26 protein-coding genes and 1 pseudogene are annotated in these 26,916 nt (G+C 50.4%); 6 read left to right on the plus strand and 21 right to left on the minus strand.

Going from position 1 to position 26,916, the window contains the following annotated elements; genetic code table 11:
* The first annotated feature begins 66 nt into the window (after positions 1 to 66).
* Complete coding sequence (locus tag CZ787_RS17050; RefSeq protein WP_087111461.1) at positions 67 to 567, plus strand: peptidylprolyl isomerase; 501 nt, start codon at positions 67 to 69, stop codon at positions 565 to 567.
* A 15-nt stretch (positions 568 to 582) separates the two neighbouring features.
* Positions 583 to 1,353 (plus strand): UDP-2,3-diacylglucosamine diphosphatase, encoded by a 771-nt coding sequence (locus CZ787_RS17055; protein WP_087111463.1) that lies wholly within the window; start codon positions 583 to 585, stop codon positions 1,351 to 1,353.
* Positions 1,354 to 1,420: 67 nt separating this feature from the next.
* On the opposite strand, the gene CZ787_RS17060 is transcribed toward CZ787_RS17055, so the two are convergent.
* The 6 genes from CZ787_RS17060 to tig form a co-directional block, all read right to left on the minus strand.
* Positions 1,421 to 3,238, minus strand: coding sequence for a SurA N-terminal domain-containing protein (locus CZ787_RS17060; RefSeq protein WP_087111516.1), 1,818 nt, complete (start codon positions 3,236 to 3,238; stop codon positions 1,421 to 1,423).
* Between the two features lie 147 nt (positions 3,239 to 3,385).
* Positions 3,386 to 3,658 carry an HU family DNA-binding protein gene (locus CZ787_RS17065; protein WP_087111465.1) on the minus strand — a complete coding sequence of 91 codons (273 nt, stop codon included), beginning with the start codon at positions 3,656 to 3,658 and terminating at the stop codon, positions 3,386 to 3,388.
* A gap of 192 nt (positions 3,659 to 3,850) precedes the next feature.
* Entirely contained in the window at positions 3,851 to 6,265 is a 2,415-nt protein-coding gene (lon, locus tag CZ787_RS17070; RefSeq protein ID WP_087111467.1) for an endopeptidase La, read from the minus strand.
* 183 nt (positions 6,266 to 6,448) lie between these two features.
* Positions 6,449 to 7,729, minus strand: a complete 1,281-nt coding sequence (gene clpX, locus CZ787_RS17075) for an ATP-dependent Clp protease ATP-binding subunit ClpX (protein WP_087111469.1) — start codon at positions 7,727 to 7,729, stop codon at positions 6,449 to 6,451.
* A gap of 74 nt (positions 7,730 to 7,803) precedes the next feature.
* A complete protein-coding gene (clpP, locus tag CZ787_RS17080; protein ID WP_087111471.1) occupies positions 7,804 to 8,421 on the minus strand; it encodes an ATP-dependent Clp endopeptidase proteolytic subunit ClpP in 618 nt (205 codons plus the stop codon).
* Between the two features lie 68 nt (positions 8,422 to 8,489).
* Positions 8,490 to 9,842 (minus strand): trigger factor, encoded by a 1,353-nt coding sequence (tig, locus tag CZ787_RS17085; protein WP_087111473.1) that lies wholly within the window; start codon positions 9,840 to 9,842, stop codon positions 8,490 to 8,492.
* Positions 9,843 to 10,083: 241 nt separating this feature from the next.
* Here tig and CZ787_RS19285 point away from each other — a divergent pair, with 241 nt between their 5' ends.
* Positions 10,084 to 10,416: a CBS domain-containing protein gene (locus tag CZ787_RS19285; protein WP_087111475.1), complete on the plus strand. Its 333-nt coding sequence runs from the start codon at positions 10,084 to 10,086 to the stop codon at positions 10,414 to 10,416.
* On the plus strand, positions 10,358 to 10,582 hold the full coding sequence (locus CZ787_RS17095) for an EAL domain-containing protein (RefSeq protein WP_254908646.1): 225 nt from the start codon (positions 10,358 to 10,360) through the stop codon (positions 10,580 to 10,582). Before CZ787_RS19285 ends, CZ787_RS17095 begins: the two co-directional genes overlap by 59 nt.
* 5 nt (positions 10,583 to 10,587) lie before the next feature.
* Here CZ787_RS17095 and CZ787_RS17100 read toward each other — a convergent pair whose 3' ends face one another.
* The 12 genes from CZ787_RS17100 to CZ787_RS17155 form a co-directional block, all read right to left on the minus strand.
* On the minus strand, positions 10,588 to 10,962 hold the full coding sequence (locus tag CZ787_RS17100) for a hypothetical protein (RefSeq protein WP_087111479.1): 375 nt from the start codon (positions 10,960 to 10,962) through the stop codon (positions 10,588 to 10,590).
* Between the two features lie 3 nt (positions 10,963 to 10,965).
* Positions 10,966 to 11,427 (minus strand): flavodoxin, encoded by a 462-nt coding sequence (locus CZ787_RS17105; protein WP_087111481.1) that lies wholly within the window; start codon positions 11,425 to 11,427, stop codon positions 10,966 to 10,968.
* A 204-nt stretch (positions 11,428 to 11,631) separates the two neighbouring features.
* Entirely contained in the window at positions 11,632 to 11,931 is a 300-nt protein-coding gene (locus tag CZ787_RS17110) for an integration host factor subunit alpha (protein ID WP_087111483.1), read from the minus strand.
* Between the two features lie 66 nt (positions 11,932 to 11,997).
* Positions 11,998 to 14,379: a phenylalanine--tRNA ligase subunit beta gene (pheT, locus tag CZ787_RS17115; protein ID WP_087111485.1), complete on the minus strand. Its 2,382-nt coding sequence runs from the start codon at positions 14,377 to 14,379 to the stop codon at positions 11,998 to 12,000.
* A gap of 26 nt (positions 14,380 to 14,405) precedes the next feature.
* A complete protein-coding gene (gene pheS, locus CZ787_RS17120) occupies positions 14,406 to 15,425 on the minus strand; it encodes a phenylalanine--tRNA ligase subunit alpha (protein WP_087111487.1) in 1,020 nt (339 codons plus the stop codon).
* A gap of 151 nt (positions 15,426 to 15,576) precedes the next feature.
* Positions 15,577 to 15,930, minus strand: a complete 354-nt coding sequence (gene rplT / locus CZ787_RS17125) for a 50S ribosomal protein L20 (RefSeq protein WP_018916261.1) — start codon at positions 15,928 to 15,930, stop codon at positions 15,577 to 15,579.
* A gap of 56 nt (positions 15,931 to 15,986) precedes the next feature.
* Complete coding sequence (rpmI, locus tag CZ787_RS17130; protein ID WP_087111489.1) at positions 15,987 to 16,181, minus strand: 50S ribosomal protein L35; 195 nt, start codon at positions 16,179 to 16,181, stop codon at positions 15,987 to 15,989.
* Between the two features lie 81 nt (positions 16,182 to 16,262).
* On the minus strand, positions 16,263 to 16,754 hold the full coding sequence (gene infC, locus CZ787_RS17135; protein WP_140399006.1) for a translation initiation factor IF-3: 492 nt from the start codon (positions 16,752 to 16,754) through the stop codon (positions 16,263 to 16,265).
* A 60-nt stretch (positions 16,755 to 16,814) separates the two neighbouring features.
* Positions 16,815 to 18,737, minus strand: a complete 1,923-nt coding sequence (gene thrS / locus CZ787_RS17140) for a threonine--tRNA ligase (RefSeq protein WP_087111493.1) — start codon at positions 18,735 to 18,737, stop codon at positions 16,815 to 16,817.
* 228 nt (positions 18,738 to 18,965) lie between these two features.
* Positions 18,966 to 19,838, minus strand: coding sequence for an OmpA family protein (locus tag CZ787_RS17145; protein ID WP_087111495.1), 873 nt, complete (start codon positions 19,836 to 19,838; stop codon positions 18,966 to 18,968).
* A gap of 274 nt (positions 19,839 to 20,112) precedes the next feature.
* Positions 20,113 to 20,598, minus strand: a complete 486-nt coding sequence (locus CZ787_RS17150; RefSeq protein ID WP_087111497.1) for a DUF2489 domain-containing protein — start codon at positions 20,596 to 20,598, stop codon at positions 20,113 to 20,115.
* A 154-nt stretch (positions 20,599 to 20,752) separates the two neighbouring features.
* Positions 20,753 to 21,751, minus strand: a complete 999-nt coding sequence (locus tag CZ787_RS17155; RefSeq protein ID WP_087111499.1) for a COX15/CtaA family protein — start codon at positions 21,749 to 21,751, stop codon at positions 20,753 to 20,755.
* Positions 21,752 to 22,123: 372 nt separating this feature from the next.
* Here CZ787_RS17155 and CZ787_RS17160 point away from each other — a divergent pair, with 372 nt between their 5' ends.
* Complete coding sequence (locus CZ787_RS17160) at positions 22,124 to 22,309, plus strand: hypothetical protein (RefSeq protein WP_419866543.1); 186 nt, start codon at positions 22,124 to 22,126, stop codon at positions 22,307 to 22,309.
* 205 nt (positions 22,310 to 22,514) lie between these two features.
* Positions 22,515 to 22,818, plus strand: a pseudogene (locus tag CZ787_RS17165) (IS66 family transposase); the annotation flags it as partial.
* Positions 22,819 to 22,972: 154 nt separating this feature from the next.
* Here CZ787_RS17165 and CZ787_RS17170 read toward each other — a convergent pair.
* The 3 genes from CZ787_RS17170 to CZ787_RS17180 all read right to left on the minus strand — a co-directional run.
* Positions 22,973 to 23,752, minus strand: coding sequence for a molecular chaperone (locus CZ787_RS17170; RefSeq protein WP_087111503.1), 780 nt, complete (start codon positions 23,750 to 23,752; stop codon positions 22,973 to 22,975).
* Entirely contained in the window at positions 23,730 to 25,094 is a 1,365-nt protein-coding gene (locus CZ787_RS17175; RefSeq protein ID WP_087111505.1) for a fimbrial protein, read from the minus strand. Before CZ787_RS17175 ends, CZ787_RS17170 begins: the two co-directional genes overlap by 23 nt.
* A partial coding sequence (locus CZ787_RS17180) for a fimbria/pilus outer membrane usher protein (RefSeq protein WP_087111507.1) occupies positions 25,091 to 26,916 on the minus strand: 1,826 nt, incomplete at its 5' end. The genes CZ787_RS17175 and CZ787_RS17180, both read right to left, overlap by 4 nt.

Genomic DNA, 26,916 nt, shown 5'->3' on the forward strand with positions numbered 1-26,916 from the left:
GCTATTATAGCGTGACGCCGATGCACAGCGCCAAGGCGAACGTCTTCATTGAACAGGAATTTATTCATGATCGTATTACAGACAAACCACGGTGACATTACTATCGCGCTTAATCATGAAAAAGCGCCGGTAACAGCGGCTAACTTCGAGCAGTATGTTCGTGATGGATTTTACGATGGCACACTGTTTCACCGCGTCATTGACGGATTTATGGTGCAAGGCGGTGGCTTTGATCAGGATTTCAACCAGAAGCCGACACGTGATTCAATCGAGAATGAAGCGGATAATGGCTTAAAGAACACCATCGGCACGCTTGCCATGGCTCGAACGCAAGACCCCCATTCGGCGACTGGCCAGTTTTTTATTAATGTTGGCGACAACGGCTTTTTAGATCACAGCGGAAAAAGTCTTCAAGGTTGGGGTTACGCCGTTTTTGGTGAAGTAGTTGATGGCATGGACGTGGTCAATGCCATTAAGGGTGTGAGCACAACCCGCCGTGGCATGCATGCGGATGTGCCTGCGGAAGATGTGATCATTGAGCGTGCTTATGTAAAAGAAGCAGAATAACTCTTCGGGAGCATCATGCGCACACTGCTTGTAGCTGACATGCACTTAAGCAGCGACACCCCTGAGATCAATCAGGGGTTTTATCGCTATCTAGAACAAACCGCCCAGGGCGCAAGCGCCCTTTATATTTTGGGTGATCTTTTTGATGCGTGGATGGGCGATGACTTACTCGACACTCAGCATCCCCTTAGCGCCGTGGCGCTTGAGGTCATCCAGCGGTTACGCAAGCTGAGCGATGACGGCACAGCTATTTATCTGTCCCATGGTAACCGTGACTTTCTGCTGGGCGACCGGTTTGTTAATGCCTGCCAGGCAACACTTCTCTCCGATGTGCAGGAAGTGGAGTTGGAAGGTGTGCCGCTTGTGCTGTTGCATGGCGACAGCCTGTGCACCCAGGATGAAGCCTATATGGCATTCAGGCAGCAGTCGCGCAATCCTGAATGGCAAGCACAGATTCTAGCGCTGCCTCTTGAGCAGCGCCTGGAGCTTGCCAAAAGCCTACGCTTGCAATCAGGTGATGCCAACGCCAACAAAGCCGAGGCGATTATGGACGTGACCCATGCTGAAGTCGTGCAACTAATGGAGCGTTATGGCGTTGCCACTATGATTCATGGCCATACGCACCGCCCTAAAGTTCATGATCTCACGGTGGAGGACGTACCCGCCAAGCGCTTTGTACTGGGTGACTGGGATAACCAGCACGGCTGGGATGTTATTATCGAGGAGTCTGACCGCCCTGAACCCAGGCTGCGTCAATTCTCCTTGGCCACGCCGCCCGCGGCGTAACTGCCTTCAGCAAACACAAAAAAGCCGATCAATTGATGATCGGCTTTTTTATTCATACCTGACAACGTTAGCGCTTGATATCCGCATCCTGATACAAGGTGTCAATCAAGCCTTGGATCACCGCCTGGGCTCTTAACTGCTCAGCCATTTGCGCGACAAAACCCGCTATTTGATCACTATCATCGCCTGCCGATACGTCATCCAACGCGATAACCGCAACGTCTTGCGACAGCGTAACAGCCTGGTACTGGCTTTCACCTTCATCCGGATTCGGCATACGGAAGACTTCCGACACCAATCCTTGAGGTAAAGAACCATTCTGCTGACGACTAACGTTAGTGGCTTCAAGCCAATTGACGTCGAGCGTCTCACCCGCATTAAGCGAAGCTGTCATTGCTTGAGCCTGCTCAAGCAGGGCTTGTTGACGCTGCTGTGCGGCAACGGACTGCTCTACCTCATCACGGACGTCATCCAGGCCTATCAACGTCGCTTCACGGTGTTCGGCCACACGCAAGACCAAGCGTCGATCATCGTCGAGCTCAATCACTTCACTGTTATAGCCATCATTCAGTACCTCTTCGCTGAAGGCCTCATCCAGCACGCCCGGCTCCGACAGGACACCTTCACCTTCACCTCGCGCGAGCCAATCGGTCTGCGTTAGCGTCACATCAATCTGATCAGCAACACTTTGCAAATCATCCGCTGCAAAACTCTGATCAATCAACTGCTGAACCTTGGCGTTAAATGCATCGTTAACGTCACCTAACGCAACATTTTGACGCAGTACGTCACGCTGCTCTTCAAAAGAGGGGGCATCAACATCGGTCACCCGCAGAATGTGGAAGGCACCATCAACTTCAACGACCTGCGACGTTTCGCCTTCAGCAAGAGAGAATGCAGCCTCATCAAATGCATTGCCAAAAATACCGCGCGAGATCGTGCCTAGATCTCCTCCTTCCTCTGCACTTGTCGTGTCATCAGAGTAGCGAAGTACCGTATCAGCAAAGGATTCGCCATCTTCCAGGTCATCATAAGCAGTGTCAGCAATGCTGCGTGCTTCTTCACGGGAACGTTCATCACCAAAGGTCACCATGATATGTGAAATACGCCGATCCGCATTTTGATTCTGTTCACGCCACGCCTGGCGAAGCGTCTCTTCATCAATTTCAGTTTCAGCGGCCATGGCTTGGCGATCAATCAGCACATACTCAACGCGTACCTGCTCAGGCCGCTCGAAACGCTCCTGGTGGGCATCGTAGTAAGCCTGCATCTGCTCATCTGTGACATTGATATCAACGTCTACGTCATCGTTGTTCATCAGCACATAACGAAAACTGCGCTGCTGATTTTGTAACTCGGCTAAACGGGCCTGCTCGCTGGGCAGGCTAAAATCGCTGAATGCCAAGCCTTGCTGTAAGTGCTGACGCTTAATGTCAACGCGCAAGTCCTGGCGAAACGAGATAGGTGAATAACCTGCACCCGCCAGCCGGTTACGGAAAATGTCGGCCGAGAAATGACCGTTTTGATCATGAAACTCGGGGAGGCCTACAATAATTTGGTCTAACTGTGCATCGGAGACGTAGAACCCGCCGTCATCAGCATACTGAGTAAGCAGTTGCTGGGTGATCAACTGATCCAGCATATCATTGCGCAACGCACGCTCTTGTTCCGGCGGAACCTGGCCTGACCGAAGCGCTCGCTGCACCTCAAGCTCAACCTGCTGACGCATGATGGGCTGGCCATTGACACTTGCGACTTCATTGGGATCGCTGCCAAACACACTAAACAGTGATTCCACTCCAAACAGCGCCATGGCAGCCACCATGAGACCGATAATAATTTTGGCGCCCCAGCTTCTGGAGCCATTTCGAATACTTTGCAGCATGCTAGCCTCAGATAAACACAGCCATATAAATAAACCTTCACGTTGCCCGAAATCGTTTTCGGATAACCCCTTAAATACCAGGCCAAAAAATAACATGGGCGCATCGCGGATGCGATGCGCCCATTAGATTACATAAACACAGAACAATTAATTAACGGCGTCTTTCAGCGCCTTGCCTGCTTTGAAGCCAGGTACTTTCGCCGCTTTAATTTCGATAGGCTGGCCCGTCTGCGGGTTACGGCCAGTACGTGCAGCACGCTCTTTAATAGCGAAGGTACCAAAACCTACCAGTGAAACGCTTTCACCTTTTTTGAGGCTATCGGTGACAGACTCTACCATGGCATCCAATGCACGGGTTGCCGCTGCTTTAGGAATATCGGCAGACGCGGCAATGGCTTCAATCAGCTCAGACTTATTCACACTTCACCCCTTAACTGTTTCAAAAAAATGGCTCTGTACGGCATGGCCACCAGAAGGTACAACCTCAAAGCATAGCTGCGTTTTATAGCAATGCCTTGAAACACCTGTCAAGCAAACACACCGTGGAATGCCCGCTGCACAAGGCTTTGGGCAAATTCTTTAAGTAAAAACTAAAGACCAATGGCTTTAATCTTAGTGTGTATTGGCTACGGTGGAGGAAGTAAACGATGTTTCAGCACCCTTTTCAGTACTTTTTAAAGGCGTGCCATCATTGTTTTCATCGCTCACTAGCGCCACCGCCAACACATCATCTATCCAACGTACCGGACGAATATCAAGCGCACCCTTGATATTTTCCGGTACTTCCTTGAGATCACGACGATTTTCTTCAGGAATCAAGACTGTCTTTATACCACCGCGACGAGCTGCCAGCAATTTCTCCTTCAGGCCGCCTATCGGCAACACCTCGCCCCGAAGGTTAACTTCACCGGTCATCGCCACATCACAGCGCACTGCACGCTGCGTATAGGCCGACACCATAGCCGTTACCATCGCGACACCAGCGCTAGGGCCATCTTTAGGCGTAGCGCCTTCTGGCACATGGATATGCAGGTCTTCATTCTCAAAACGCGCAGGGTCAATACCGAACCCGTGAGCACGTGCCTTAACAACGGTTTGTGCGGCACTAACGGACTCTTTCATTACATCGCCGAGAGAACCCGTTTTGTTAATTCGTCCTTTACCTGGCGTAACCACAGACTCAATACTGAGAAGCTCTCCACCGACTGATGTCCACGCAAGCCCTGTTACACGGCCAATCTGGTCGTCCTGTTCAGCCAGCCCGTAGCTATAGCGTCGTACGCCAGCATAGGCTTCAATTTGCTCAGCAGAGAGGAATTGCGTTTCTTCAAGGTCTTGATGCTCCAGGCGTTCGCGAAGCACTTTACGGCAGACTTTAGCAATCTGGCGTTCAAGTTCACGTACCCCCGCTTCACGCGAGTAGTAGCGAATAAGCTCCAGCAGCGCATCATCCTGAAGTGCCAACTCATCTGTCTTCAGCCCATTGGCGGCGAGCTGCTTCGGCAACAGATAACGCTTGGCGATCGCCAGCTTTTCATCTTCGGTATAGCCTGGCAGACGAATAATTTCCATACGGTCCAAAAGCGGGCCAGGAATATTCATCGAATTGGCCGTACAAATGAACAGCGTCTCTGAAAGATCGTAATCCAGTTCCAGATAGTGATCGCTGAAGCTGTTATTTTGCTCAGGATCCAACACTTCCAAAAGCGCTGAGGCTGGGTCGCCGCGATGATCCATGCCGAGCTTATCAACTTCATCCAGCAGGAACAGCGGATTCTTGACACCAGCACGGCTCATGCGCTGCATTAGCTTACCGGGCAATGAACCAATATAAGTGCGTCGATGACCACGAATCTCCGACTCATCACGCACACCGCCCAATGCCAAGCGTACATACTTGCGATTGGTCGCCCGCGCGATAGACTGGCCCAGCGAGGTCTTACCCACCCCAGGTGGGCCTACCAGACACAGCACAGGGCCTTTCATCTTGCGTACGCGCTTTTGTACGGCCAAGTACTCAAGGATGCGCGCTTTTACCTCTTCAAGACCGTAATGGTCCTCATCAAGCACTTCTTGCGCTTTCACAAGATCATGCTTCACGCGCGTACGTTTTTTCCAAGGGACCGCTATCAGCCAGTCCAGATAGGAGCGCACGACAGTCGATTCTGCAGAGTTAGCAGCCATCATTTTCAGCTTGTTCAGCTCTTGAGTCGCTTTATCGGCAGCCTCTTGTGGCATGCCCGACTCTTTGATCGCTTTCTCGTACTTTTCGGCTTCATTTGGTACGTTGTCGAGCTCGCCCATCTCCTTCTGAATGGCTTTCATCTGCTCGTTTAAGTAGTACTCGCGCTGAGTCTTTTCCATCTGCTCTTTAACACGCGAGCGGATGCGCTTTTCTACTTGAAGCAGATCAATTTCAGATTCGATTAAGGCCATCAGGTGCTCAATACGATCGCGCACCCGATCCATCTCTAAAAGCTCCTGCTTATCGCCAATTTTTAGCGATAAATGAGCACAGATGGTGTCCACCAGCCGGCTTGGATCTTCAATCCCGGAAAGCGAGTTAAGCACCTCGTTGGGCACTTTTTTCGACAGTTTAACGTACTGCTCGAACTGATTAAGCAGCACGCGCACCAGCGCTTCCTGCTCGCGGTTGGTTAATGGCTCGCTCTCTCGAGGAGAAAGATGGGCTTGAGTATAGCCCGCTTCGTTCTCTTCGATGTCCAGTACATCCGCGCGAAAGCTGCCTTCAATCAACACTTTTACAGTGCCATCGGGAAGCTTGAGCAGTTGCATAATGTCCGCCACAGTACCCATGGCGTAGAGGTCGGCATTGTCCGGCTCATCCTGGGCAGCTTCTCGCTGAGCCACTAGCAATACGCGCTTATCAGCTTCCATCGCAGCTTCAAGCGCCTGAATCGACTTTTCACGCCCTACAAACAGAGGGATAACCATTTGCGGGTACACGACGACGTCCCGCAACGGCAATAAAGGTAGACATTGAGTCTGTTCGGCGTTCTGCTGCATCGCAGACGTTCCTCAACAAATCGGAAGAGTACTTGATGGAACACCAAGGCAAGTACATCACTGTATGAAAAGTACTACGCAGTGTAGAGCAAACTACGCAGTGACACCCATGAACAACAAGGGGCCGCCTAGGCGACCCCTTGGTTTAGCGCAAGCGGCTGAAGTCACGCCGTTGGCCTATTACTAGCCATCCGTGCCATCAACGCGAGCGTCTTCCTGCTTTGAATACATCAAGAGCGGCTCGCTTTCACCTGTGATTACCGATTCATCGATAACCACCTTGCTGACATTTTCCAGTGATGGAATTTCATACATGGTGTCAAGCAATACCGACTCAAGGATAGAGCGCAGGCCGCGTGCACCTGTCTTCCGCTCCATCGCCTTCGCAGCAACCGCTCGTAACGCTTCGTCTCTAAACTCAAGCGTCACGCCTTCCATTTCGAAGAGCTTCCCATACTGCTTGATGAGCGAGTTTTTGGGCTCTGTCAAAATCTGGATCAGCGCGTCTTCGGTAAGCTCAGTTAACGTAGCAATGACCGGTAGACGTCCAACAAACTCTGGAATCAAACCGAACTTCACCAGGTCTTCCGGCTCAACGTCTGCAAGCAGCTCACCGATACCACGTGCTGACTCTTTGCTCTTAACGCTGGCGTTAAAACCGATTCCGCCCTTTTCAGCCCGGTCGCGTATAACCTTGTCCAGACCCGCGAAAGCGCCGCCCACAATAAACAGTATGTTACCGGTATTTACCTGAACAAACTCTTGCTGCGGATGCTTACGGCCACCCTGAGGCGGCACTGAAGCCGTAGTGCCTTCAATAAGCTTGAGTAACGCCTGCTGTACACCTTCACCCGATACATCACGCGTGATGGACGGGTTGTCGGACTTACGAGAAATCTTGTCGATTTCGTCGATATATACAATGCCACGCTCGGCTTTCTCTACATCGTAGTCACACTTTTGAAGCAGCTTCTGGATGATGTTTTCAACATCTTCACCCACATAGCCCGCTTCAGTCAGCGTTGTTGCATCCGCAATGGTGAAAGGTACGTTTAATAAACGTGCCATGGTCTCCGCTAGCAATGTTTTACCACTACCAGTGGGGCCGATGAGCAGAATATTGGATTTACCTAATTCAACATCGCCTTCACGTACGTCCGGTCTCAGACGCTTGTAGTGGTTATAAACCGCTACGGACAGCACCATTTTGGCGCGGTCTTGTCCAATGACGTAATCGTCCAGGGTATGACGTATTTCGCGAGGCGTAGGTAAACGCTCCTCATCGCTCTCGGCATCGGCTTCGAGAACTTCCTCGCGAATGATGTCATTACACAAGTCGACACACTCATCGCAGATATATACGGACGGGCCAGCAATCAGTTTACGTACTTCGTTCTGGTTTTTTCCACAGAACGAGCAGTAAAGTAATTTGCCACCTTCATCCTTGCCTTTGCCGTCGGCCATTAGCGTACCTCTGTCACTGCGGCGGCTTGCACCGCCATAAAAGCTCGTTAGAAAAGCAAAACCTCATCACGCTATCAGGATGTAGGCCGCTTATCCAGCACTGCGTCAATCAAGCCATACTCTTGAGCTTTATTGGCGCTCATGAAATTGTCACGGTCGGTATCACGGGCAACCGCTTCCAGATCCTGACCGGTATGATGAGCAAGAATCTGATTCAACTTTTCGCGGATTCCCAGAATCTCACGGGTATGGATTTCAATGTCAGATGCCTGACCTTGATAACCACCCAACGGCTGATGAATCATGACGCGCGAGTTAGGTAAGCAGTAACGCTTACCTTCTGCACCTGCTGTTAAAAGCAGCGCGCCCATACTGGCCGCCTGGCCAATACATACGGTTGATACATCAGGCTTGATAAACTGCATGGTGTCATAAATCGACATGCCTGCCGTTACCGAGCCACCCGGCGAGTTGATATAAAGATGGATATCCTTGTCGGGATTTTCCGACTCAAGGAACAACATCTGAGCGACCACAAGGTTAGCCATGTAGTCTTCAACAGGGCCTACCAGGAAAATGACACGCTCTTTTAGCAGACGCGAGTAAATATCGTAGGCTCTTTCCCCTTTGGCGCTCTGCTCAACCACCATGGGCACTAAACCGCCGGCGTTTTGAATATCAAATCCACTCATTTAGGTGATTCCTTGCGTCCGATAAGGGAAAGGCGCACCAAAAACGGTGCGCCGCGCTGATGGGATACTTAGGCGTCTGCTTTCTCGCCTTCTTCAACACCCTCGTCTTGTGCAGCCTGCTGCTGAGCGGCAGCCAATGCTTGCTGGTAAGACATTTCAACGTCTTTAACGTTCGTTTGCTCAAGCAGTTTATCGACCGCTTTCTCTTCGAGAATGGCAGATTTCACCTGCGTTTTCAGTTGGTCGTCGCCCATGTAGTACTCAACAACCTCAGACGGGTCCTGGTACTGCTCGGCCAGCTCTTCAACTTTTGCTTTAATCGCAGTATCGTCAGCGTCAAGCTCATTGACCTTGATCACTTCAGCCAGCAAAAGACCTACTTGAACGCGGCCCTTGGCCTGCTCTTCAAAAAGCTCATTGGGCAGCTGGCTAACATCAAAGTCTTCACCAAGGCCAAACTGTTGAGCGGCCTGGCGCTTCATTGCATCCGTTTCTTGCTGAACTAACGAGCTTGGCACCAAAATGTCGTTGGCTTTTTTAAGCGCGTCCAGCACCTGCTGCTTAACACGATTATCAACGGCTTGGGTCGCCTCACGCGTCATGTTCTTTTTGATTTCAGCGCGGAATTTATCCTGGTCGCCATCGTCTACGCCAAAGCGCTCAATGAAAGCAGCGTCAATTTCAGGCAGCTTCTGCGTGCTGACTTTATGCACCGTTACATTGAAGGTGGCTTCCTTTCCTGCCAGATGCTCGGCCTGGTAATCTTCCGGGAAAGTCACCTTGATGGTTTTCTCTTCGCCAGCCTTGGCACCGATTAGCTGCTCTTCAAAGCCTGGGATAAAACTGTTGGAGCCAATCACCAGCTCGTGACCTTCAGCGCTACCGCCTTCAAACGGCTCGTCGCCCAGGAAACCTTTAAAATCAATCGTTACCTGATCGCCATCTGCTGCCGGTGTATCCGCATCTTGCCAATCGGCATTTTGTTTACGCAGCGTCTCGATCATTTCATCAACGTCAGCATCGCTTACGCTAACTACCGGGCGCTCAACGTCAGTGCCTTCGATAGAGGTCAACTCGATCTGCGGATAAATTTCCATGACCGCTACGAACTCAAGATCTTTACCGGCTTCATTAATTTGCGGCTCAATCTGAGGGTAGCCAGCCGGGTTAAGACCTTCTTCGGTGATGGCACGTACGTAACGCTCACGCATCACCTCACCCACCACTTCACTGCGAACGCTGTCGCTATAGCGTTGACGGACAACAGACATTGGCACCCGGCCTTGGCGAAAACCATTCAGTCGCACGTTTTTCGCGGTGTCTATCAGGCGAGCACTGACAGCCTCGTCGATTTCGGCAGCCGGTACTTGGATAGAAATACGGCGTTCGATCTGGGAGGTCGTCTCGACGGAAACTTGCATGAATTGTCCTCTAGCGGCTGGGCGTTGTATTAACAGTGTTTAAATAAATTCCAAGGGGCAATTTTAAGAACCCTAGCGCACGGTGGCAAGCGCCATGCTCGCAAGATGGGGGCGCAGCGGTTAATTACAAGGGAATAAGTGACTAATTTATTACTTTTAGACCTCGGACAAAGAATTACTTGCTCATTACGATAGGCTACCTGCCACTTAGCAACCTTTACTGGCTATCGTAACGATACTCATGACTATTCAGCAAGACTTACCTATTTCACGCATTATGCACTGCACACCCGACATCCCGCTTTGCCAAGCGGCAAAACGTATGGCGAAGCGCCTCTGCAGCTCTATTGTCATTGTGGAGAACCACCAAGCGTTAGGTATCTGGACAGAGCATGACGCCTTGATGATCAATTTCAGCACGCCCTCGATTCTTATGCGGCCGGCCGCCGAATTTATGACATCACCCGCGCATACCACGCCGCATCAAATATTGCTCAGTAAGGCCCTACTCATCACTGAGCTACTTGCATTATATTCCGGCCCAAAGCCTAAAAATAGCTCGCAGTTTTATTGAGGCCTTGCATCCGCAGGAGCACAACAGCCGCGCTATCGTTGCGGCGATTGCAAGCCTTGCTCGTGAGCCAGGTATGGAGGTGGTCGCCGAAGGCGTTGAAACGGAGCAGCAATGGAACCTGCTGGGTGAGTATACTATCGATTCTATCCAAGGGTTTTGGACCTAAATGGGTTATTTATGGCGTTTAGGGCGCCACCATAAACTTATCGCATGCATTAAAAGACCGCAGGTAGCGGCATGAGAGATAAAGACTTCCCAGCTGATCCATGTGGTAAAAAGCGCGTGCCAAGCCCCCATGACTAAAGCACCCGCTAACAGCATGAGCACCAACCGCAGGCAAAGCCGAGGTAATTGCTTGCGCGCATCATGCGGCAGTAAACGCCATTGCGCTACCGCCGCGCCAGCGACCAATACGACACCCATCACGATAAGCGTCTGACGGGTGCTGTGCCCGCCCACCATAAAACGCGGCAAAGACGCCAACATCACCACGCATAAACCAAGCGCAACACTAACGCGCTCTGCTGAAAAAGGCATCGGTTGCATTGCTTAGGCTACCTTTAACTGCTGCTCTTCAATCCACGTCTCGACCCACGGCACTGCGGCATCATCTGCCATAAATGTTTCCATGGCATCAATTTCCAACCGGTCACCCAAACGGCGTGCCCCATGGTCTTCGAGTAACGCATCAAGCGCCCTACCCGCACCACAGTAAGTATCACCGTAGGAGCTGTCGCCTAACGCAATCATGCCGTAGCGTAATGTCGTAAGCGCTGGGCTTTTATCTTTTAAGCTGCGCACAAAGGGCACAAAATTACCGGGAAAGTCACCACTGCCAGTGGTAGAGAGCACGAATAATGAAAGATCTTCATCGCTCGTTAGATCATCAAGCATCGGCTGCTCAACAATATTAACGGCAAAGCCCGCTTGCTCGAATAATGGCTTTACCTGCTCAGCCACATCTAACGCACCGCCATACATGGTGCCAACCAATATATTCAGTTGAGGCATTGTTGCTATCCCCTATTAAGTGTCACGGCGTTGATAAATAGCCGTTGAATTTGCAGGAATATTAACATATTTCATTTATACGGCACATTTCGAAAATGAACAGACAAGACCGTACACACTGTGACGCATAAAAAAACGGAGCGCCCAAAAGCACTCCGTTATATAGCGAAAACGACTCTATGGATAGGTCATTAACATCAAGGACTATTTGGTTTTCACATAGTGCTCGACTTGCTGCTTTAATTTTTGACCTGGTCGAAAGGTCACTACACGGCGGGCAGAAATAGGTATTTCTTCACCGGTTTTTGGGTTACGGCCCGGCCGTTCACGCTTATCACGCAAATCAAAGTTACCAAACCCAGACAGCTTAACCTGTTCATTTTCTCGTAAGCAGGCTCGAATCTCTTCGAAAAAAGCTTCGACCATGGTTTTTGCTTCTCGTTTAGACAGTGCCAGCTCAGTATGTAAATGCTCTGCCAGCTCTGCTTTGGTCAACGCACCCATAGGACCCTCCTTGTAGCAAACGCATTGCCAAGAACGTGATAAGCGCCGTGTCGTGGCATATTATTGTCAGCCGCGTAGCTCAGCCTCCAACTGGACACGCACTTGTGTCACGATGGAATCTACCAACTGGTTGATTTCTTCATCGTTTAGCGTGCGTGAAGGATGCTGCCAGGTCAAGCCTAACGCAATACTCTTATGGCCGTCCGCCACGCCTTTACCAGCATAGACATCAAATAGCGTAATGTCTTTTAAGTAATCACCGGCTTTTTCTTTAGCGCAATCCAGTAGAGCCTGAACGGGCACCGCTTGTTTTACGATAAACGCCAGATCGCGTCGCACTTCAGGATAACGTGATAACGCTTCAAAGGCCGGAATCTGCCCTTGGCTTAACGTATCCAGGCGTACTTCAAAGAGTACCGCATCCACTTTAAGGCCCAGCTTTGCGCGCACTTGCGGGTGCAAAGTTCCAATCCAGCCGGCATGCTCGCCGTTGTACTGTATTTCAGCACTCTGGCCGGGGTGAAGCGCCGGATGCTCGGCTGGCTCAAAGCGCCACGCATCAAGATTGCCACCCAAGGCTAGAAGGCTTTCAAGATCCCCTTTGAGATCGTAAAAGTCGATACGCTCTTTAGAACCTGCCCAGCCTTCCGTTTCCCGACTACCACAGACTAACGCCCCCATCATGGGAATCTGGGACAGTTGATCCAGCTCGCCATTAAATACCAGCCCCGTTTCGAACAGGCGAACGCGGGTTTGTTGACGGTTTAAGTTATGCTCCATGGCCCGCACCAGCCCCGGGAAAAGACTGGCCCGCATCACCGATAGATCAGCTGAAATGGGGTTAGCAAGTACCGGAGAGACGGCATCAGGCAATATAGCGGCCTGAAGCTCGGGAGCAACAAAGCTATAAGTAATCGCCTCTTGGAAACCACGAGCGACCATTTGGCGACGCAGCTGGGCTTGGGTGAGCGTTGCTTCATCAGCAGAGCGCAGCGCTAACCGTGCAGCCGGGCGGCGAACGGGCAGATTATTGTAGCCATGAATTCGGGCGATCTCTTCGATTAGGTCTTCTTCAATCGCGACATCGAAACGCCAACTGGGTGCAACAGCCGACCAGCCTTCAGCCTGCTGACTCACCTCAAGACCCAAACGCGTCAGAATGTCGGTGACATCTTCATTGCCCAGTTTCTTGGAGAGCGCACTTTCCAAACGCGCTTCACGCAGCAAAATAGTGCGAGAAGCAGGCACATGCTCTTCACTGACGCATTCAGTGACAGGGCCAGGCTGGCCACCACAAATATCCAACAGCAAGCGTGTTGCACGCTCAATGGCCGCTTTAGCAAGCTCAGGGTCCACGCCACGCTCAAACCGGTGTGACGCATCGGTGTGTAAACCGTAAGAGCGCGCCTTACCCGCAATCGCCAGTGGCGTAAAAAATGCCGACTCCAGGAAAATCGTCTGGGTAGTTTCGTTAACCCCAGAATTCTCTCCACCCATGACACCCGCCATGGCGAGCGGCCCCGCCTCATCGGTAATCATTAATGTGCCGGGGCGCAGGGCAACTTCCTGCCCATCCAGCAAGGTTAGCTGCTCCCCCTCTTTCGCCATGCGTACAACGATGCGACCGTTCAGATTATCGCGATCAAACGCATGCATCGGCTGGCCAAGCTCCAGCATGACGTAATTGGTAACGTCCACCACAGGATCAATGGAACGGATACCGCTACGACGCAGGCGCTCTACCATCCAAAGCGGTGTTTCCGCTTGTACATTAATGCCCTTGATTAGGCGACCCACATATCGAGGACACTGCTCAGGTGCTTCAACGCTGACAGCAAAGGTGTCATCTATTACGGCCGGGATAGATTCGATGACCGGCGGCGTTACGGCTAACCGATTTAGCACGCCCACTTCACGGGCAAGCCCTTTAACACTTAAGCAGTCACCACGGTTAGGCGTAAGATCCACTTCAATAGTCATATCATTGAGGTGCATATACTCGCGAAAATCGACGCCAACAGGCGCAGAATCAGCCAACACCAGAATACCAGGCGAGGTTTCTTCCTCAAGCCCAAGCTCCGATGCTGAACAAATCATGCCGCGTGACTCTACACCGCGCAGCTTGGCTTTCTTGATTTTGAAATCGCCCGGCAGCACGCCACCCACCTGAGCAAAGGGAATCTTTTGGCCGATATCAACATTTGCTGCACCGCACACCACCTGCACCGGCTCACCCGAGCCATCATTAACGGTACATACGTTTAATTTGTCGGCATCCGGGTGCTTCTCTTTGGTAAGCACCTCAGCAACGACAACGCCGCTAAACGCAGCGGCTACGGCTTCAACTGCATCGACCTCTAAGCCGGCCATCGTGATCTGATCAGCAATCGCCTGCGTGTCCAGCTGCGGTGATACCCATTCGCGCAGCCACTGTTCTGAGAATTTCATGATCGTTCCTGTGTTCGGCAGCGGTCTTAAGCAAATTGGCGCAAGAAGCGCAGGTCATTTTCAAAGAACAGGCGCAAGTCGTTTACACCGTAACGCAGCATCGCTAAGCGCTCAGCCCCCATACCAAAGGCAAAGCCGGTATAGCGTTCAGTATCAATGCCCGAGTGACGGAATACTTCAGGATGTACCATGCCGCAACCCATTACTTCCAGCCAACCACTATGCGAGCAAACACGGCAGCCTGAACCGCTGCACATAACGCATTGGATATCGACTTCAGCAGAAGGCTCGGTAAATGGGAAATACGAAGGGCGGAAGCGAACAGAAAGATCGTCCCGCTCAAAAAACGCCTGCAGAAAGTCTTCGATCGTGCCTTTTAGGTCGGCAAAGCTAACCCCTTCGTCCACCAGCAGTCCTTCCACTTGGTGAAACATAGGCGTATGCGTCAAGTCAGAGTCGCTACGATAAACACGCCCGGGACACACAATACGAATGGGCGGCTCGCTCTCTTTCATCGTCCGCACTTGCACGGGAGATGTGTGCGTTCTTAGCAGACGCGTTGCATCGAAATAGAACGTATCCGCCATGCCACGTGCCGGGTGGTGCGCAGGAATATTGAGCGCTTCGAAATTGTGATAGTCATCTTCAATTTCTGGCCCTACCGCGACGTCATAACCGATACGCGTAAATAAGCTTTCGATACGCTCAAGCGTACGCGTAACCGGGTGCAAGCCACCACTGGCCTGACCACGGCCCGGCAACGTAACATCAATGCGCTCAGCAGCCAATCGCGCATTCAACGCTGCGTTTTCAAGCTGCTGCCGCTTAGCGTCAATTTCATTGGCCAATGTTTGCTTGGCCTGGTTAATGCGCTCGCCAGCAGCCGGGCGCTCTTCGGCTGTTAGCTTGCCTAACCCTTTTAGCAAAGCCGTTACTTCGCCTTTTTTGCCTAAATAGCGAACTCGCAACTCATCCAGCGAAGCAACATCTTGCGAAGCCAGAATGGCATCACGTGCTTCAGATACCAGAGTAGGAAGGTGGTCCATCCGTTTCACTCCGAATTAAGCGGTTCCCTTTTATGAGGGTGTCGCACATTGAAGGTGACAAAAAAACAGGGGAAGAGCGGCTGCTCTTCCCCTGCGGGTCACACTGAAATGACCTTCGTCAATTCACGCTGGCATTTGCACAGCTATGACGTTATTGGGCAGCCTTGGCTTTTTCCACGATAGCAGCAAATGCGGCTTTCTCGTGTACAGCCAGATCAGCCAATACTTTACGGTCAATTTCGATGCCGGCTTTCTTCAAACCGCCAACAAAACGGCTGTAAGACATACCGTTGATGCGTGCAGCAGCGTTAATACGCTGAATCCACAGCGCACGGAACTGACGCTTACGGTTGCGGCGGTCACGATAAGCATACTGACCTGCTTTGATAACGGCCTGTTTAGCTACACGGAAAACACGCGAACGGGCACCGTAGTAACCTTTAGCCTGCTTCAATACTTTTTTATGGCGACGACGGGCAACTACACCACGCTTAACACGAGTCATAACACACTCCTGACTTTATAGCTGAGGCTTTAAGCACTCAGACAAAAAAATACGACTTATAGGTTTGGCAGCATGCGCTGGATCAGCGCTTTATCAGCAGCGTGAACCTGCTTCATTCCACGCAGCTGACGCTTACGCTTAGTCGATTTTTTGGTCAGGATGTGACTACGGTGAGACTGCTTGTGCTTGAAGCCATTAGCGGTCTTTTTAAAGCGCTTCGCAGCGCCGCTGTTGCTTTTGATTTTCGGCATGAGAAAACTCCGCTCGATATTTTTTAGAAAACCCAAGGCCGACCATCACATAAGCGATGGCCCGTTGGCTTCGCCGTTGGATCACTTCTTTTTCGGGTTAAGGATCATGATCATCTGGCGGCCTTCCATTTTCGGGAAAGATTCCACCGCTCCGATCTCTTCCAGGTCTGCCGCGATCCTTTCCATCAGCTTGCGGCCGATGTCCTGGTGCGCCATTTCACGACCACGGAAGCGCAAAGTGACCTTACCCTTGTCACCACCTTCCAAAAAGCGCATCAGGTTTTTCAATTTTACCTGATAATCGCCTTCGTCGGTGCCAGGACGGAATTTAACTTCCTTAACCTGGATCTGCTTTTGCTTTTTCTTTTGAGCCGCTTTCTGCTTCTTCGTCTCAAAAACGAATTTACCGTAATCCATAATCTTACAGACAATGGGATCGGCATTCGAAATTTGCACGAGGTCTAAACCGGCAGCTTCTGCACGCTCAAGCGCTTCGGTGGTAGGCACAACGCCCAACTGCTCACCTTCAGCATCGATTAAACGTACTTCTTCTTCGGTAATTCGCTCGTTCATTGGTGGGCGTTTGTCTGCTGGACGCCCGCGCTGATTGCTTCGCTTGATCGTTCCGTCTCCTTAGGCAATTGACGATGTCGCCAGGGCTGCTCGCTCCGCACCAAGACGCTCGATAAGTGTATCGATTGTCATTGTGCCGAGGTTTTCGCCGCTGCGAGTTCGCACGGCCACTGAGTCAGCTTCGACTTCCTTATCTCCCACCACAAGGAGATAGGGAATTTTTTGTAACGTATGCTCACGGATTTTAAAGCCGATCTTCTCGTTCCTCAAGTCCGCTTTAGCTCGTAAGCCACTTTTTTGCAGACGTTGCTCTAATTCAAGAGCGTAATCACGCTGCGCATCGGTAATTGTCATCACTACCGCCTGCTGAGGTGCCAACCATAATGGCATAGCGCCCGCATAATGTTCAATCAAGATACCAATGAAGCGCTCCATTGAGCCTACAATAGCACGGTGCAACATAACCGGCGGCTTACGTTCGCCCTCTTCGGTCACATATTGAGCACCTAAACGCTCGGGCATCATGAAATCAACCTGCATCGTGCCAACCTGCCACTCGCGCCCCAGGCAGTCTTTCATATGGTATTCAATCTTGGGGCCATAGAACGCACCTTCACCAGGAAGTTCCTGCCATTCGACATCACACGCTTTTAACGCACGACGCAACGCATCTTCTGCCTCATCCCAAACGTCATCACTACCAATTCTTTTCTCAGGGCGAAGCGCTATCTTAATGGCAATATCTTCAAACCCAAAATCGGTATAGACCTTAAGCGCTTGGCGATGAAAGCTGGTGACCTCGGGCTCAACCTGAGCTTCGGTGCAGAACACATGGCCATCATCTTGAGTAAACGCACGAACACGCATAATGCCATGCAAAGCGCCTGAGGGCTCGTTACGATGGCAGCCGCCAAACTCACCAAAGCGAACCGGAAGTTCACGGTAGCTGCGCAACCCGGAATTAAACACCTGCACATGGCCAGGGCAATTCATGGGTTTGAGAGCATACTCACGCTTCTCGGATTCGGTAAAGAACATACCGTCAGCGTAATTATCCCAATGTCCTGATTTTTTCCACAACGATACGTCCATTATTTGCGGACAGCGAATTTCCTGGTAACCGCCGTCTTTATAAACGCCTCGCATATACTGTTCGATCTGCTGCCATAACGCCCAACCGTTCGGATGCCAAAACACCATCCCTGGCGCCTCTTCCTGCATATGGAAGAGATCAAGACGGCGTGCAAGCTTACGGTGATCGCGTTTTTCAGCCTCCTCAAGCCGCTTCAAATACGCTTTCAGCTGCTTTTTATCGCCCCAGGCAGTGCCATAAATACGCGTCAGCATGGGATTTGAAGCATCCCCACGCCAATAGGCGCCAGCAAGTTTCGTCAACTTAAACGCTTTTAGATGACGGGTGTTAGGCACATGAGGGCCACGGCACATATCCGTGTACTCTTCATGATGATAAAGCCGGATATCCGCACCGTCAGGAATATCGTGAATAATTTCCTGTTTATACGTTTCATCACGCTGAGAAAACGTCGACATTGCCTTATCGCGATCAACATATTCACGGACAACATCGTACTCGCGCTCTATTAGCGCTTGCATACGTTTTTCAATCGCCTCTAAATCTTCTGGCGTAATTGAACGACCAAAGTCGACATCATAATAAAAGCCGTTATCAATGACCGGCCCAATCGCCATTTTAGCGTCCGGATAAAGCTGCTTTACCGCATGACCAATCAAATGCGCGCAGGAGTGACGAATGATCTCCACGCCATCAGGGTCACGCGCAGTAATAATCGCTACGTTTGCATCATGCTCGATAACATCCGCAGCATCGACTAAAACGCCATCTATCCGCCCTGCAATGCAGGCCTTAGCCAAACCAGGGCCAATGGATTCTGCAAGCTGCATAATGGAAAGCGGTGCTTCAAATGTTCTTTGGCTACCGTCAGGTAGTGTCACAATGGGCATTCAGTAATTCCTTGAGCGCAGTGGTGATCCATACCAAGGATCACATTTCGCTATCAATGATCGTGGCGTTTAATAAATGATACAAAGTTATACAAGCGCGTAGCCTAACAGACTTGAGCGCCGCAGAAAATAAAAACGGGAGGCATATGCCTCCCGTCGATACGCACAGTAAATGTGCTACACATTCAACAAAAGCACTACACGCTTAGCGCCCAAGCAGTCTGCGTATTAGTTCCACTCGTCAATTTCAACGCGACGGTTCAGCGCGCGACCTTCATCAGTCTCGTTCGTAGCGATCGGATTCTCTTCACCGTAGCCAACAGCACGCATGCGATTAGCTTCTACGCCACGCTGAGCAAGATATGTAGTCACTGATTCTGCACGACGTTGAGACAAGCCTTTGTTATAAGCAGCTGTACCGCGTGAATCGGTATATCCATCAATGCTTACACGCACATCGGGATTGTTAACCAGACGCTCAGCAACACCGTTCAGGATGTCACGGGCATTAGCGGTCAACTGAGCAGAATCAAACTCGAAGTTAACATCTTGAAGAACAACGCTATCTGGGCAACCCAACGCGTTTACTTCGGTGCCAGCTGGCGTATTGGGGCACTGGTCACGGTAGTCCGGCACGCCGTCACCGTCGGAGTCCAGCGGGCAACCTACTGCGTCTACTTCAACACCAGCGGGGGTACCCGGGCACTGGTCACGATAGTCCGGCACGCCGTCATTATCGGAGTCCAGCGGACAACCTTGCGCATCAACGGCAACACCAGCAGGCACTTCACCGTATGTCGGGCACTGCGGAGCTACCGGCTCAGGCGTACGATCAGCACACAGCAGGCCACCGATGGCAGCGCCAGCTACAGCGCCCGTTGCCGCACCGCTATCTTCATCAGAAGAGCTGCTAGTGGCATAGCCGATGCTGCCGCCAATCAAACTTCCCGCCAGACCGCAAACAGCAGGGTGCTGGTACCAGCTACGGTCACTGCTGCTAGCACTAGCTTGGCCAGAAGATTGATTAGCGGAAGTGGCACAGCCTGAAAGGCCCACTACCAAGGCGGAACCGATAAGCAACCCAGTCGTTGACTTTTTCATACAAGACTCCTTCTTGATCCAATGCTGACTTAGCCGTATAGCCAAATCTATCCAATGCTTCTTATTGCGAGAGCATCCATTTTTCGCTTGTTCAATTTTAACCACGCGGGCGTTCCCCTGCCTGAATTGAACAATCTGCCTATTATTACGCTTTAACAATCGAAGGCAACAATGCCGATATATCAACTTCTTGCCAATACCGACATATCAAGCATAGCAAAACTGCCACATCCGGCACCAAAAAAACATATTGCCATACCAAAATAAACCAAACTTACTTCTTGTTTTCGCCTTTATACAGCCCAGGCCCGCCTTGTGCACGCCATTTTATAACAGCTTCTGCAGCAGCCAGAACCGCGGGCTTCATATCACGCTCAACCTCCAAACGCTGCTTATCTTCGTTCATGCGCTCACGGGGCGTTAAATTGGCACGTGCAGAGTGCGTTTTAAGATGCTGCGTCCGGTTGTAAACCTCAGCAAAGGCTTGAAAATCAGGATGCTCTGCAAGATTGGCATCCACAATTTCAAGTAGCACCTTACAGCGCCATGAGCCTTCGGTAATGTCTACCTGCCCTTGGACCAATGCACTTGTTACATAATCCAAATTTTCAAGGCTGTTTTGCTGGGCTCTTAAATCTTCATCCGAGCGGAATGCTTCACGGCGCTTTACCTCTTTGCGCAGTTTAAGCGCGTACATGGATAAAGCCGCAATGACAGCAAGCGCTAATGTAAGCGCTATAAGTGCGCTGACCGAATTCATAATGCTCTCCGTCTTGCATCAAAAACTAAACAGGAATTATACATCATTTTATATTTGAACTCTTATTTTCTATCGCTCGTACGTGAATGCCGAAATCTGAATATTTAACTCCACAACTTTATGAAGATGACGCATGCTCCAAGATAAATCGGCACTAACGCTCGCCCAGGCACACACACCGCCAAGCCCACAACATGCCAATCACGAGCAAAACGGCCCCTGCAGTATGCGCAAGCGCCAACCACAAAGGCAACCACATCAACACGTTGGCTATGCCAAGTACAACCTGCAGCGCATAGACCCCAATAACAAATACAAGCGCCCGAGCAACACTTGGGTTGTGGCGATATCGATACCAAAGCATCAGGAGTGATACGCCCAACAATAGCGCCCCTAGCCGATGCATATAGTGAATCGCGACCCGAGCTTCTGCATGCAACTGTCCATGCAAGTAATTGGGACCAACCGTTTGAGTCAGATGGAAACCTTCACTGAGATCCATGTGTGGCCACCACTGGCCATTACAAGCGGGGAACCCTTGGCAAGCCATACCTGAATAGTTACTTGTTACCCACCCACCCAAGCCAAGCTGCAAAATCAATAGCCCGGCGGCTAAGCCCCAAAAAATATTAAAGCACTTTGCTCCTATGACCTTTTTCTCAGAAACACTTGTTAGCCTGAGATGCAGCCAGAAAAAGAGCAGCAATACACTTAGCCCGCCCAGCAAATGTAAAGTAACCACTTGAGGCCAAAGCTTGAGGGTCACGGTAAATGCACCAAAAGCCCCTTGTATAATGATAGCGGCAAGCAGAAGTACGCTAATGCTCCAAGGGAAATGGTGAGTGTTGCGAAATGGCCAGCCAAGCGCTAAAACGCTTAGAACCAATAGTCCAAGAAGAGTAGCTATATAACGATGCACCATCTCCACCCAGGCTTTTGCAGCATCCAGGGGTGCATCAGGATGGCGTAGAGCAGCATGCTCACCATCAGGAACGAGCAAGCGACCATAGCAGCCGGGCCAGTCCGGGCAACCCAACCCCGCGTCCACTAAACGCGTCCAGGCACCGACCAAAATAACGACAATAGTCAGCAGCGTTCCCAATAACGTTAAGCGTGAAAGCCATATTAAGCGGCGCTCTGTCGATGTGTGCATCATGTATCCTTACATTATCGTCGGCAGTACCCCTATCGGCTATTAAAGACCTCTTCGATACAAACCAACCTATCCATGGTTACCTTATATTAGCAGTTAGATAAGTGGCTAACTTGTCTCAAGAGCCACACCCTGCTTTTCCTCCAAGCCTATCGTCAACCAAAGAAATACCCCCATATCCCACGCAGCATTATCATTCTGTATCAGTATAGTCATTTATTTTTAAACGGTTATTCGTACGCACAACACAAAAGGCGATTTACAACCCGCTGACATGAGCCCTATAGTCACTATTACAATTCAGTATCCTTTTCATTAATCCAACGTAATACAGGGAGTGATTTTATGCTGCAATATCGTCTCACCACCGGGATGGTGGCTTTTCTGGCGTTAATGGCAATGGCGTCGCTAGCGGGATGCACGACGTATACTTGGCCAGATGGCTCAAAAGAAACCGTACTTGGCGTTGCGCCGGAGGATGAAAATAAACGCTATGAAGAGCAGCAAGCCGAAAGTGTCAGATACCGCGTACCAGGTGAAATTCCAGAAACTCAGTAGCAACACATAGCACTAGCCCTGTTCTTATCCCTGCTTGCGGTGCTTCGTTGAAGCCGTGCACGGGCCTGCCGACCAAGTGCGCAGCACCAACTGACAACCGACCTATTGACACACTGCCCATGGCTGGCCAAGCGACTGCCCCCTGGCAAGGAAAGAACTCTCAAAATAGCGTTGACAGTCAGTAGCTACGGATACCTTGTTGGATAAAAGTTCGCTGGGGAAAGCCCTGTACTACTTGGATAACCAGTGGGCCCGGCTGACCCGATTTCTGGAAGATGGCCTGCCTGCTGGACAACAACCCGACGGAGAACGTCATCCAACCGTTCGTGGTGGGGCGTAAAAGCTGGTTGTCCAGCCATACTCCGAGCGGTGCTCATGCCAGCGCGGCAATCTACAGTCTGATCGAAACCGCCAAAGCCAATGGCCTCTCGCCCTACGACTACTTACAGTACGTCTTCGCGACGCTACCCACCCTTCCCGATGATGAACTCAACACACTGTTGCCCTAGCAATGGAAAGAGACATTACCGGTCTAAGCGAAACCTGCATAGGTGGGATTAGTGGATCGCTTACACCGAACCCAAGGAAAAGTAATCTTGATAAAATACCCAGGAGCACAAGAAAACGCAGGTGTTACACTTAAAACACACGCAGAACAGCAAACTATTGAGTAATGATTGATATCTCGTTTTTTACGGCCTGCTTTCTTTGATGCATTATTCCATCGTCATCAATCCAGCCATACCCTATCTGGTCTATAAGAGTGGCTGCATAATTGGCAGGCAACTCAAAACTCTGGCTAGAAAAAGGGCTCAACATGGGCTCGCCAAGGCTTAGAACATCTTGCGTGTCGTCGTTTATTTTCATATAAGTTAGCGTAAGGTAATACGGACTAAGGTTACTTATCTCTATCTGGTCTCCTTTTTGTGTTATAGATACAGACTCGGCGGCTTGCTCTAACGTCATATCCAATGATTCTGGGCGTAATATTACCTTCATTTGAGTTTGCAAAGTGACCGCAACTAAATCCTCACCCTCTTTCTCTTTCCCCAAAGACGTTGGAAGGGGGGGAACCTCATAAATATTGAGCCAGTATAAAGACTCTTTGTCTTGGGGTAGATTTTGCTTCGTAAATAGCAACCGCAGTGTTTCTGATTCCTGAGATTCCAGTCGAAACACAGGAGGTAAAGGCATAACAGGCGCCTGGGCTGCCTCGGGCGTGCCACCAGGTCGGCCATCATCTACCCATACTTGAGTAATCACTGGGTAGCTATTTAAATTAACCAATAGCAAGGAAGCTTCACGCTGATCTAGCGACATGATCACCCGTGTTCGCTCTGCAGAGACACCTGACCATGACAAGCACGAGTACAAGATAGCGTGGACCAATACCAAGTAAAACAGCGTACGTTTCATCATGTTATTGAACCCGGATAATGACATTTGCCGTAGCCCTGACTTTGCCGCTAGTCACTGGGTGACTTCCTGGAAGCTTTTCTAGCCGTGCAATAAAATTTTCTATATATTGATTCATGCCGGAATCACTACTTATTAATTGCGATGCATTACCCACGACTGGCAACCACCCCGTTTCGGGAACAACTGTCCCATCTATGAATCCAGAATTTTGGGTAGACAGCAAAATAATGGGGGTGTTGTCCCGCAAAATCCGTATTCCCACTCCTTCGGCCATTCCCGCTGCCCCGTAATTATCGGACACTAAATGTGATACTCCTGCGCTTGCATTGACCAGCCCTAAATTACTCGCTGCAGAAAACGCGCCCGAAGACACCATGATCCCCAATGCCGTATTGTTGTTTGCTATGCCAGATACCATAGCATTCTCACATTTAAAGCTGATTTGAAACACTGCTTCGCTGGTTTCGCCGTTTTCTATAGCACTACGCTGAATCGTAGGCAGCAGGACATAAGGGGTGGCATTTAATACAACACATGTAGGATAACGTTTTAACGTAACTTGCCCATACAGACCAATGGCACCGGGCCAACGACCATGCCAACCAGTGATATCAGAAGCATGAGTGACTCCCGTTTTGGGGCCAGCAAGGCCGTTACCTCGTAGAGCTATATAGGCATTTGGTTGGCTGTACGACATCGGGCGTGTCAGCACGTTGCTGTTATAATAATGATATGTTGTAGAGCCAGCGCTGAACAAATCTGCTCGTATGGTAGAAAGATTTTTCGCCTTTACCAGTCGGTAGCCTCGTGAATCGACATCCAGATCTGTCAGCAGACGCTCTTTCCATATGTCCGTAATATACTCGCCAGTGGTCACATTGCTGAGTCGTAATAAAATATTATCCCAAACCGTGTCATAAGCCGCTTCTAGCCCTAGCGCTCGTCCTGTTGTATCTCCCTTCGGGCTGCCGCCGTAGCCGCTGTAGCGGTTGTCCCCGTTCGTAGAATACATCTCATAGATATCCTCGCCAGGTGCGCAACGCGTGAATACACGTTCTGGATCATAACCCGCCGGCTGTCCGTACTGGATGAAGGGTGCAATGCTACTAGCCAAGAGCGTGCCGTGAGGTACGAGAGAACCATTACTCAAGTTGACGACAGAAGGCAAGCCCAGATTCCCGTTACAGGTACCACACGCCCCACTCCAAGGACCCGACTGACCCTCACCGATATGGATAGAGGAGTTTCCAGGGTTGTTTGATGGCGCTTGGGTTACTTTGTAGCAGCGAGCCCAAGCTTCAGAAAACGGCATACACAACAAAATCATAAAACCATAAAATTTTAGCGTATTAATTCTGAATTTCATGGTGCCTCTGAAAGGTGGAGTATTGGGGAAGAGTTGCGGCATGGGGCCTTCAGTTGAATCAAGTCCTGAGTTTTATCTTCGCTAGTAATGTCATAAGAAATAACGCAGGTGTGTTTATCATCATCTCCCCAGCGTATAAGCAATGCGCCTTGCTGCTCTTGCACCCGAGCATATACTTGCTCGCCTTGACCAACCACACCAATATCACGCTCTTGCTCACTAGAGACAGCTGCTCCTAACGGTATAGGATTACCATCCTCCAATTCAGATTGAATTAAAATGGCTTGCCCAAAGCGAGTATCAAAGGAAACATAAAGCATCGCGCCCGCATAGGGGACTACATGTTTTTCTGTTTCTAATAGTTCAGTATAGGAAGGCAAGCCTTGAGGATCTATTCTTATGGAGTTATCGCGGAAGGCACTTAATGCAGGCACAATCGCATATCCACTACTGTTTATACGTGAACCTTGACCATGTCGCACCATAGCGCCTTCTGCCCCCTCGGCGTGAACCAAAGCAAACGTATCACTCAAATATGGACCCAACGTCACGCCACCTTTATGTGCCACTAACCCCCCTCGCACGCCTGCACTGTACTGCCTGTAATCATGTGCATGGGCGTAACCCGCGCTCAATGTCGCTAGCGAACCGCGTTGCTGCACATTCGCGTTCCAGCTGGTATCTCCATAATTACTATCTTGATTGGCTGCCAGGGCATAGCTAAAGGTATTGTCTCGTCCCATTACGCCGCTAAGTCCTGTCTGTATAGTGTGCCCTGCTTGATCACCTGAGCGTTGTGTATACACCGTATTTAGCTGTGGCGATTTAGGCGAGCTTCCCAAGGGGAATGAGACGTTTAGGCTAACAACATCTCCTCTGAGAACAGTATTTGATCCAGCAAGAGCCGAGTCTGGCAGGGTCGGATCATCATATGTTTGATGGTAGGTATTTTTCTGCCTGGACCAGGATAAACCATAGCTAACTTGCTTCCAGTTGTTGGTGTAACCGAATTGAAACTGGCTGTCCTTTTGCTTGTCTCCATAATAATCGCTGGCGGAACCTGAGAAATATAAAGCTCCATATCTACCCATATTTTGATTAATCAACAAGGTAAATTGATTACGCTGCTGATGGCTGTACGAATCCCATTGTCGTCCGTCATCGAGCACGTCGCGTACACCCAGGACATCAGTCATATCACGGTAACCTGCTGTAGAATGACGATAGCCCGCGAGCGTCAATGTAGTATTAGTGGGCTGAAATGTGCGACTGTAGCTTGCGCCCAAACGCCACCCCTGCTTTCGTTCGCCACGTTCTACTCGTGCATTTGAGTAGGTTGCGTTCAATCCTAACGCCCCCCAATGACCTGCTACTACTCCACCACCCAGCAGAGCCAAATAATTATCAGCCGTTCTGGCACCAAGATTTAGGGTCAGGTTATTATTAATACCTTGTTGATAGGTCGCCTCACCAAACCAGTCGTTATCATATTGAGTGGTTTGACCGATAGTGGCACTGTAGTTTGACAATCCAGGACGCATCGATTCGGGTACCGCTGCGAAAGGGACCGTAAACTCAGAGGAAGTGCCATCGGCTTCAATGATCTCGACGTTCAGATCACCGTTATAAGAGGTGTCAAACAAGTCATCGATAATAAATGGACCGGGGGCCACATTGGTTTCTCGAATGATCTGGCCGTGCTGCCTAATAATGACACGCGCTGACGTTAAGGCTGTGCCACGCACTTCGGGGGCATAATTTCGTTGACTAGGTTTTGTACGAAAAGTGATATCTGCTAAGTTTTCCCATGCAATAGCTGCAT

The sequence above is a fragment of the Halomonas citrativorans genome (assembly GCF_900163645.1).
In the GTDB taxonomy this organism is placed as follows: domain Bacteria; phylum Pseudomonadota; class Gammaproteobacteria; order Pseudomonadales; family Halomonadaceae; genus Vreelandella; species Vreelandella citrativorans.

Coding starts and splice junctions, on each gene's coding strand:
- CZ787_RS17050 (WP_087111461.1), top strand. CDS start 67: ATGATCGTATTACAGACAAACCACGGTGACATTACTATCGCGCTTAAT.
- clpP (WP_087111471.1), bottom strand. CDS start 8,421: ATGAGTGGATTTGATATTCAAAACGCCGGCGGTTTAGTGCCCATGGTG.
- infC (WP_140399006.1), bottom strand. CDS start 16,754: ATGAACGAGCGAATTACCGAAGAAGAAGTACGTTTAATCGATGCTGAA.
- CZ787_RS17100 (WP_087111479.1), bottom strand. CDS start 10,962: ATGCAACCGATGCCTTTTTCAGCAGAGCGCGTTAGTGTTGCGCTTGGT.
- pheS (WP_087111487.1), bottom strand. CDS start 15,425: ATGGACCACCTTCCTACTCTGGTATCTGAAGCACGTGATGCCATTCTG.
- CZ787_RS17110 (WP_087111483.1), bottom strand. CDS start 11,931: ATGGGTGCGTTGACCAAAGCAGAGCTGGCAGAGCATTTACATACTGAG.
- CZ787_RS17155 (WP_087111499.1), bottom strand. CDS start 21,751: ATGCACACATCGACAGAGCGCCGCTTAATATGGCTTTCACGCTTAACG.
- lon (WP_087111467.1), bottom strand. CDS start 6,265: ATGCAGCAGAACGCCGAACAGACTCAATGTCTACCTTTATTGCCGTTG.
- CZ787_RS17160 (WP_419866543.1), top strand. CDS start 22,124: ATGGTGGCTTTTCTGGCGTTAATGGCAATGGCGTCGCTAGCGGGATGC.
- CZ787_RS19285 (WP_087111475.1), top strand. CDS start 10,084: ATGACTATTCAGCAAGACTTACCTATTTCACGCATTATGCACTGCACA.
- tig (WP_087111473.1), bottom strand. CDS start 9,842: ATGCAAGTTTCCGTCGAGACGACCTCCCAGATCGAACGCCGTATTTCT.
- rplT (WP_018916261.1), bottom strand. CDS start 15,930: ATGACTCGTGTTAAGCGTGGTGTAGTTGCCCGTCGTCGCCATAAAAAA.
- CZ787_RS17060 (WP_087111516.1), bottom strand. CDS start 3,238: ATGCTGCAAAGTATTCGAAATGGCTCCAGAAGCTGGGGCGCCAAAATT.
- rpmI (WP_087111489.1), bottom strand. CDS start 16,181: ATGCCGAAAATCAAAAGCAACAGCGGCGCTGCGAAGCGCTTTAAAAAG.
- CZ787_RS17145 (WP_087111495.1), bottom strand. CDS start 19,838: ATGAAAAAGTCAACGACTGGGTTGCTTATCGGTTCCGCCTTGGTAGTG.
- CZ787_RS17055 (WP_087111463.1), top strand. CDS start 583: ATGCGCACACTGCTTGTAGCTGACATGCACTTAAGCAGCGACACCCCT.
- CZ787_RS17150 (WP_087111497.1), bottom strand. CDS start 20,598: ATGAATTCGGTCAGCGCACTTATAGCGCTTACATTAGCGCTTGCTGTC.
- clpX (WP_087111469.1), bottom strand. CDS start 7,729: ATGGCCGACGGCAAAGGCAAGGATGAAGGTGGCAAATTACTTTACTGC.
- CZ787_RS17105 (WP_087111481.1), bottom strand. CDS start 11,427: ATGCCTCAACTGAATATATTGGTTGGCACCATGTATGGCGGTGCGTTA.
- CZ787_RS17170 (WP_087111503.1), bottom strand. CDS start 23,752: ATGTCATTATCCGGGTTCAATAACATGATGAAACGTACGCTGTTTTAC.
- pheT (WP_087111485.1), bottom strand. CDS start 14,379: ATGAAATTCTCAGAACAGTGGCTGCGCGAATGGGTATCACCGCAGCTG.
- thrS (WP_087111493.1), bottom strand. CDS start 18,737: ATGCCCATTGTGACACTACCTGACGGTAGCCAAAGAACATTTGAAGCA.
- CZ787_RS17175 (WP_087111505.1), bottom strand. CDS start 25,094: ATGAAATTCAGAATTAATACGCTAAAATTTTATGGTTTTATGATTTTG.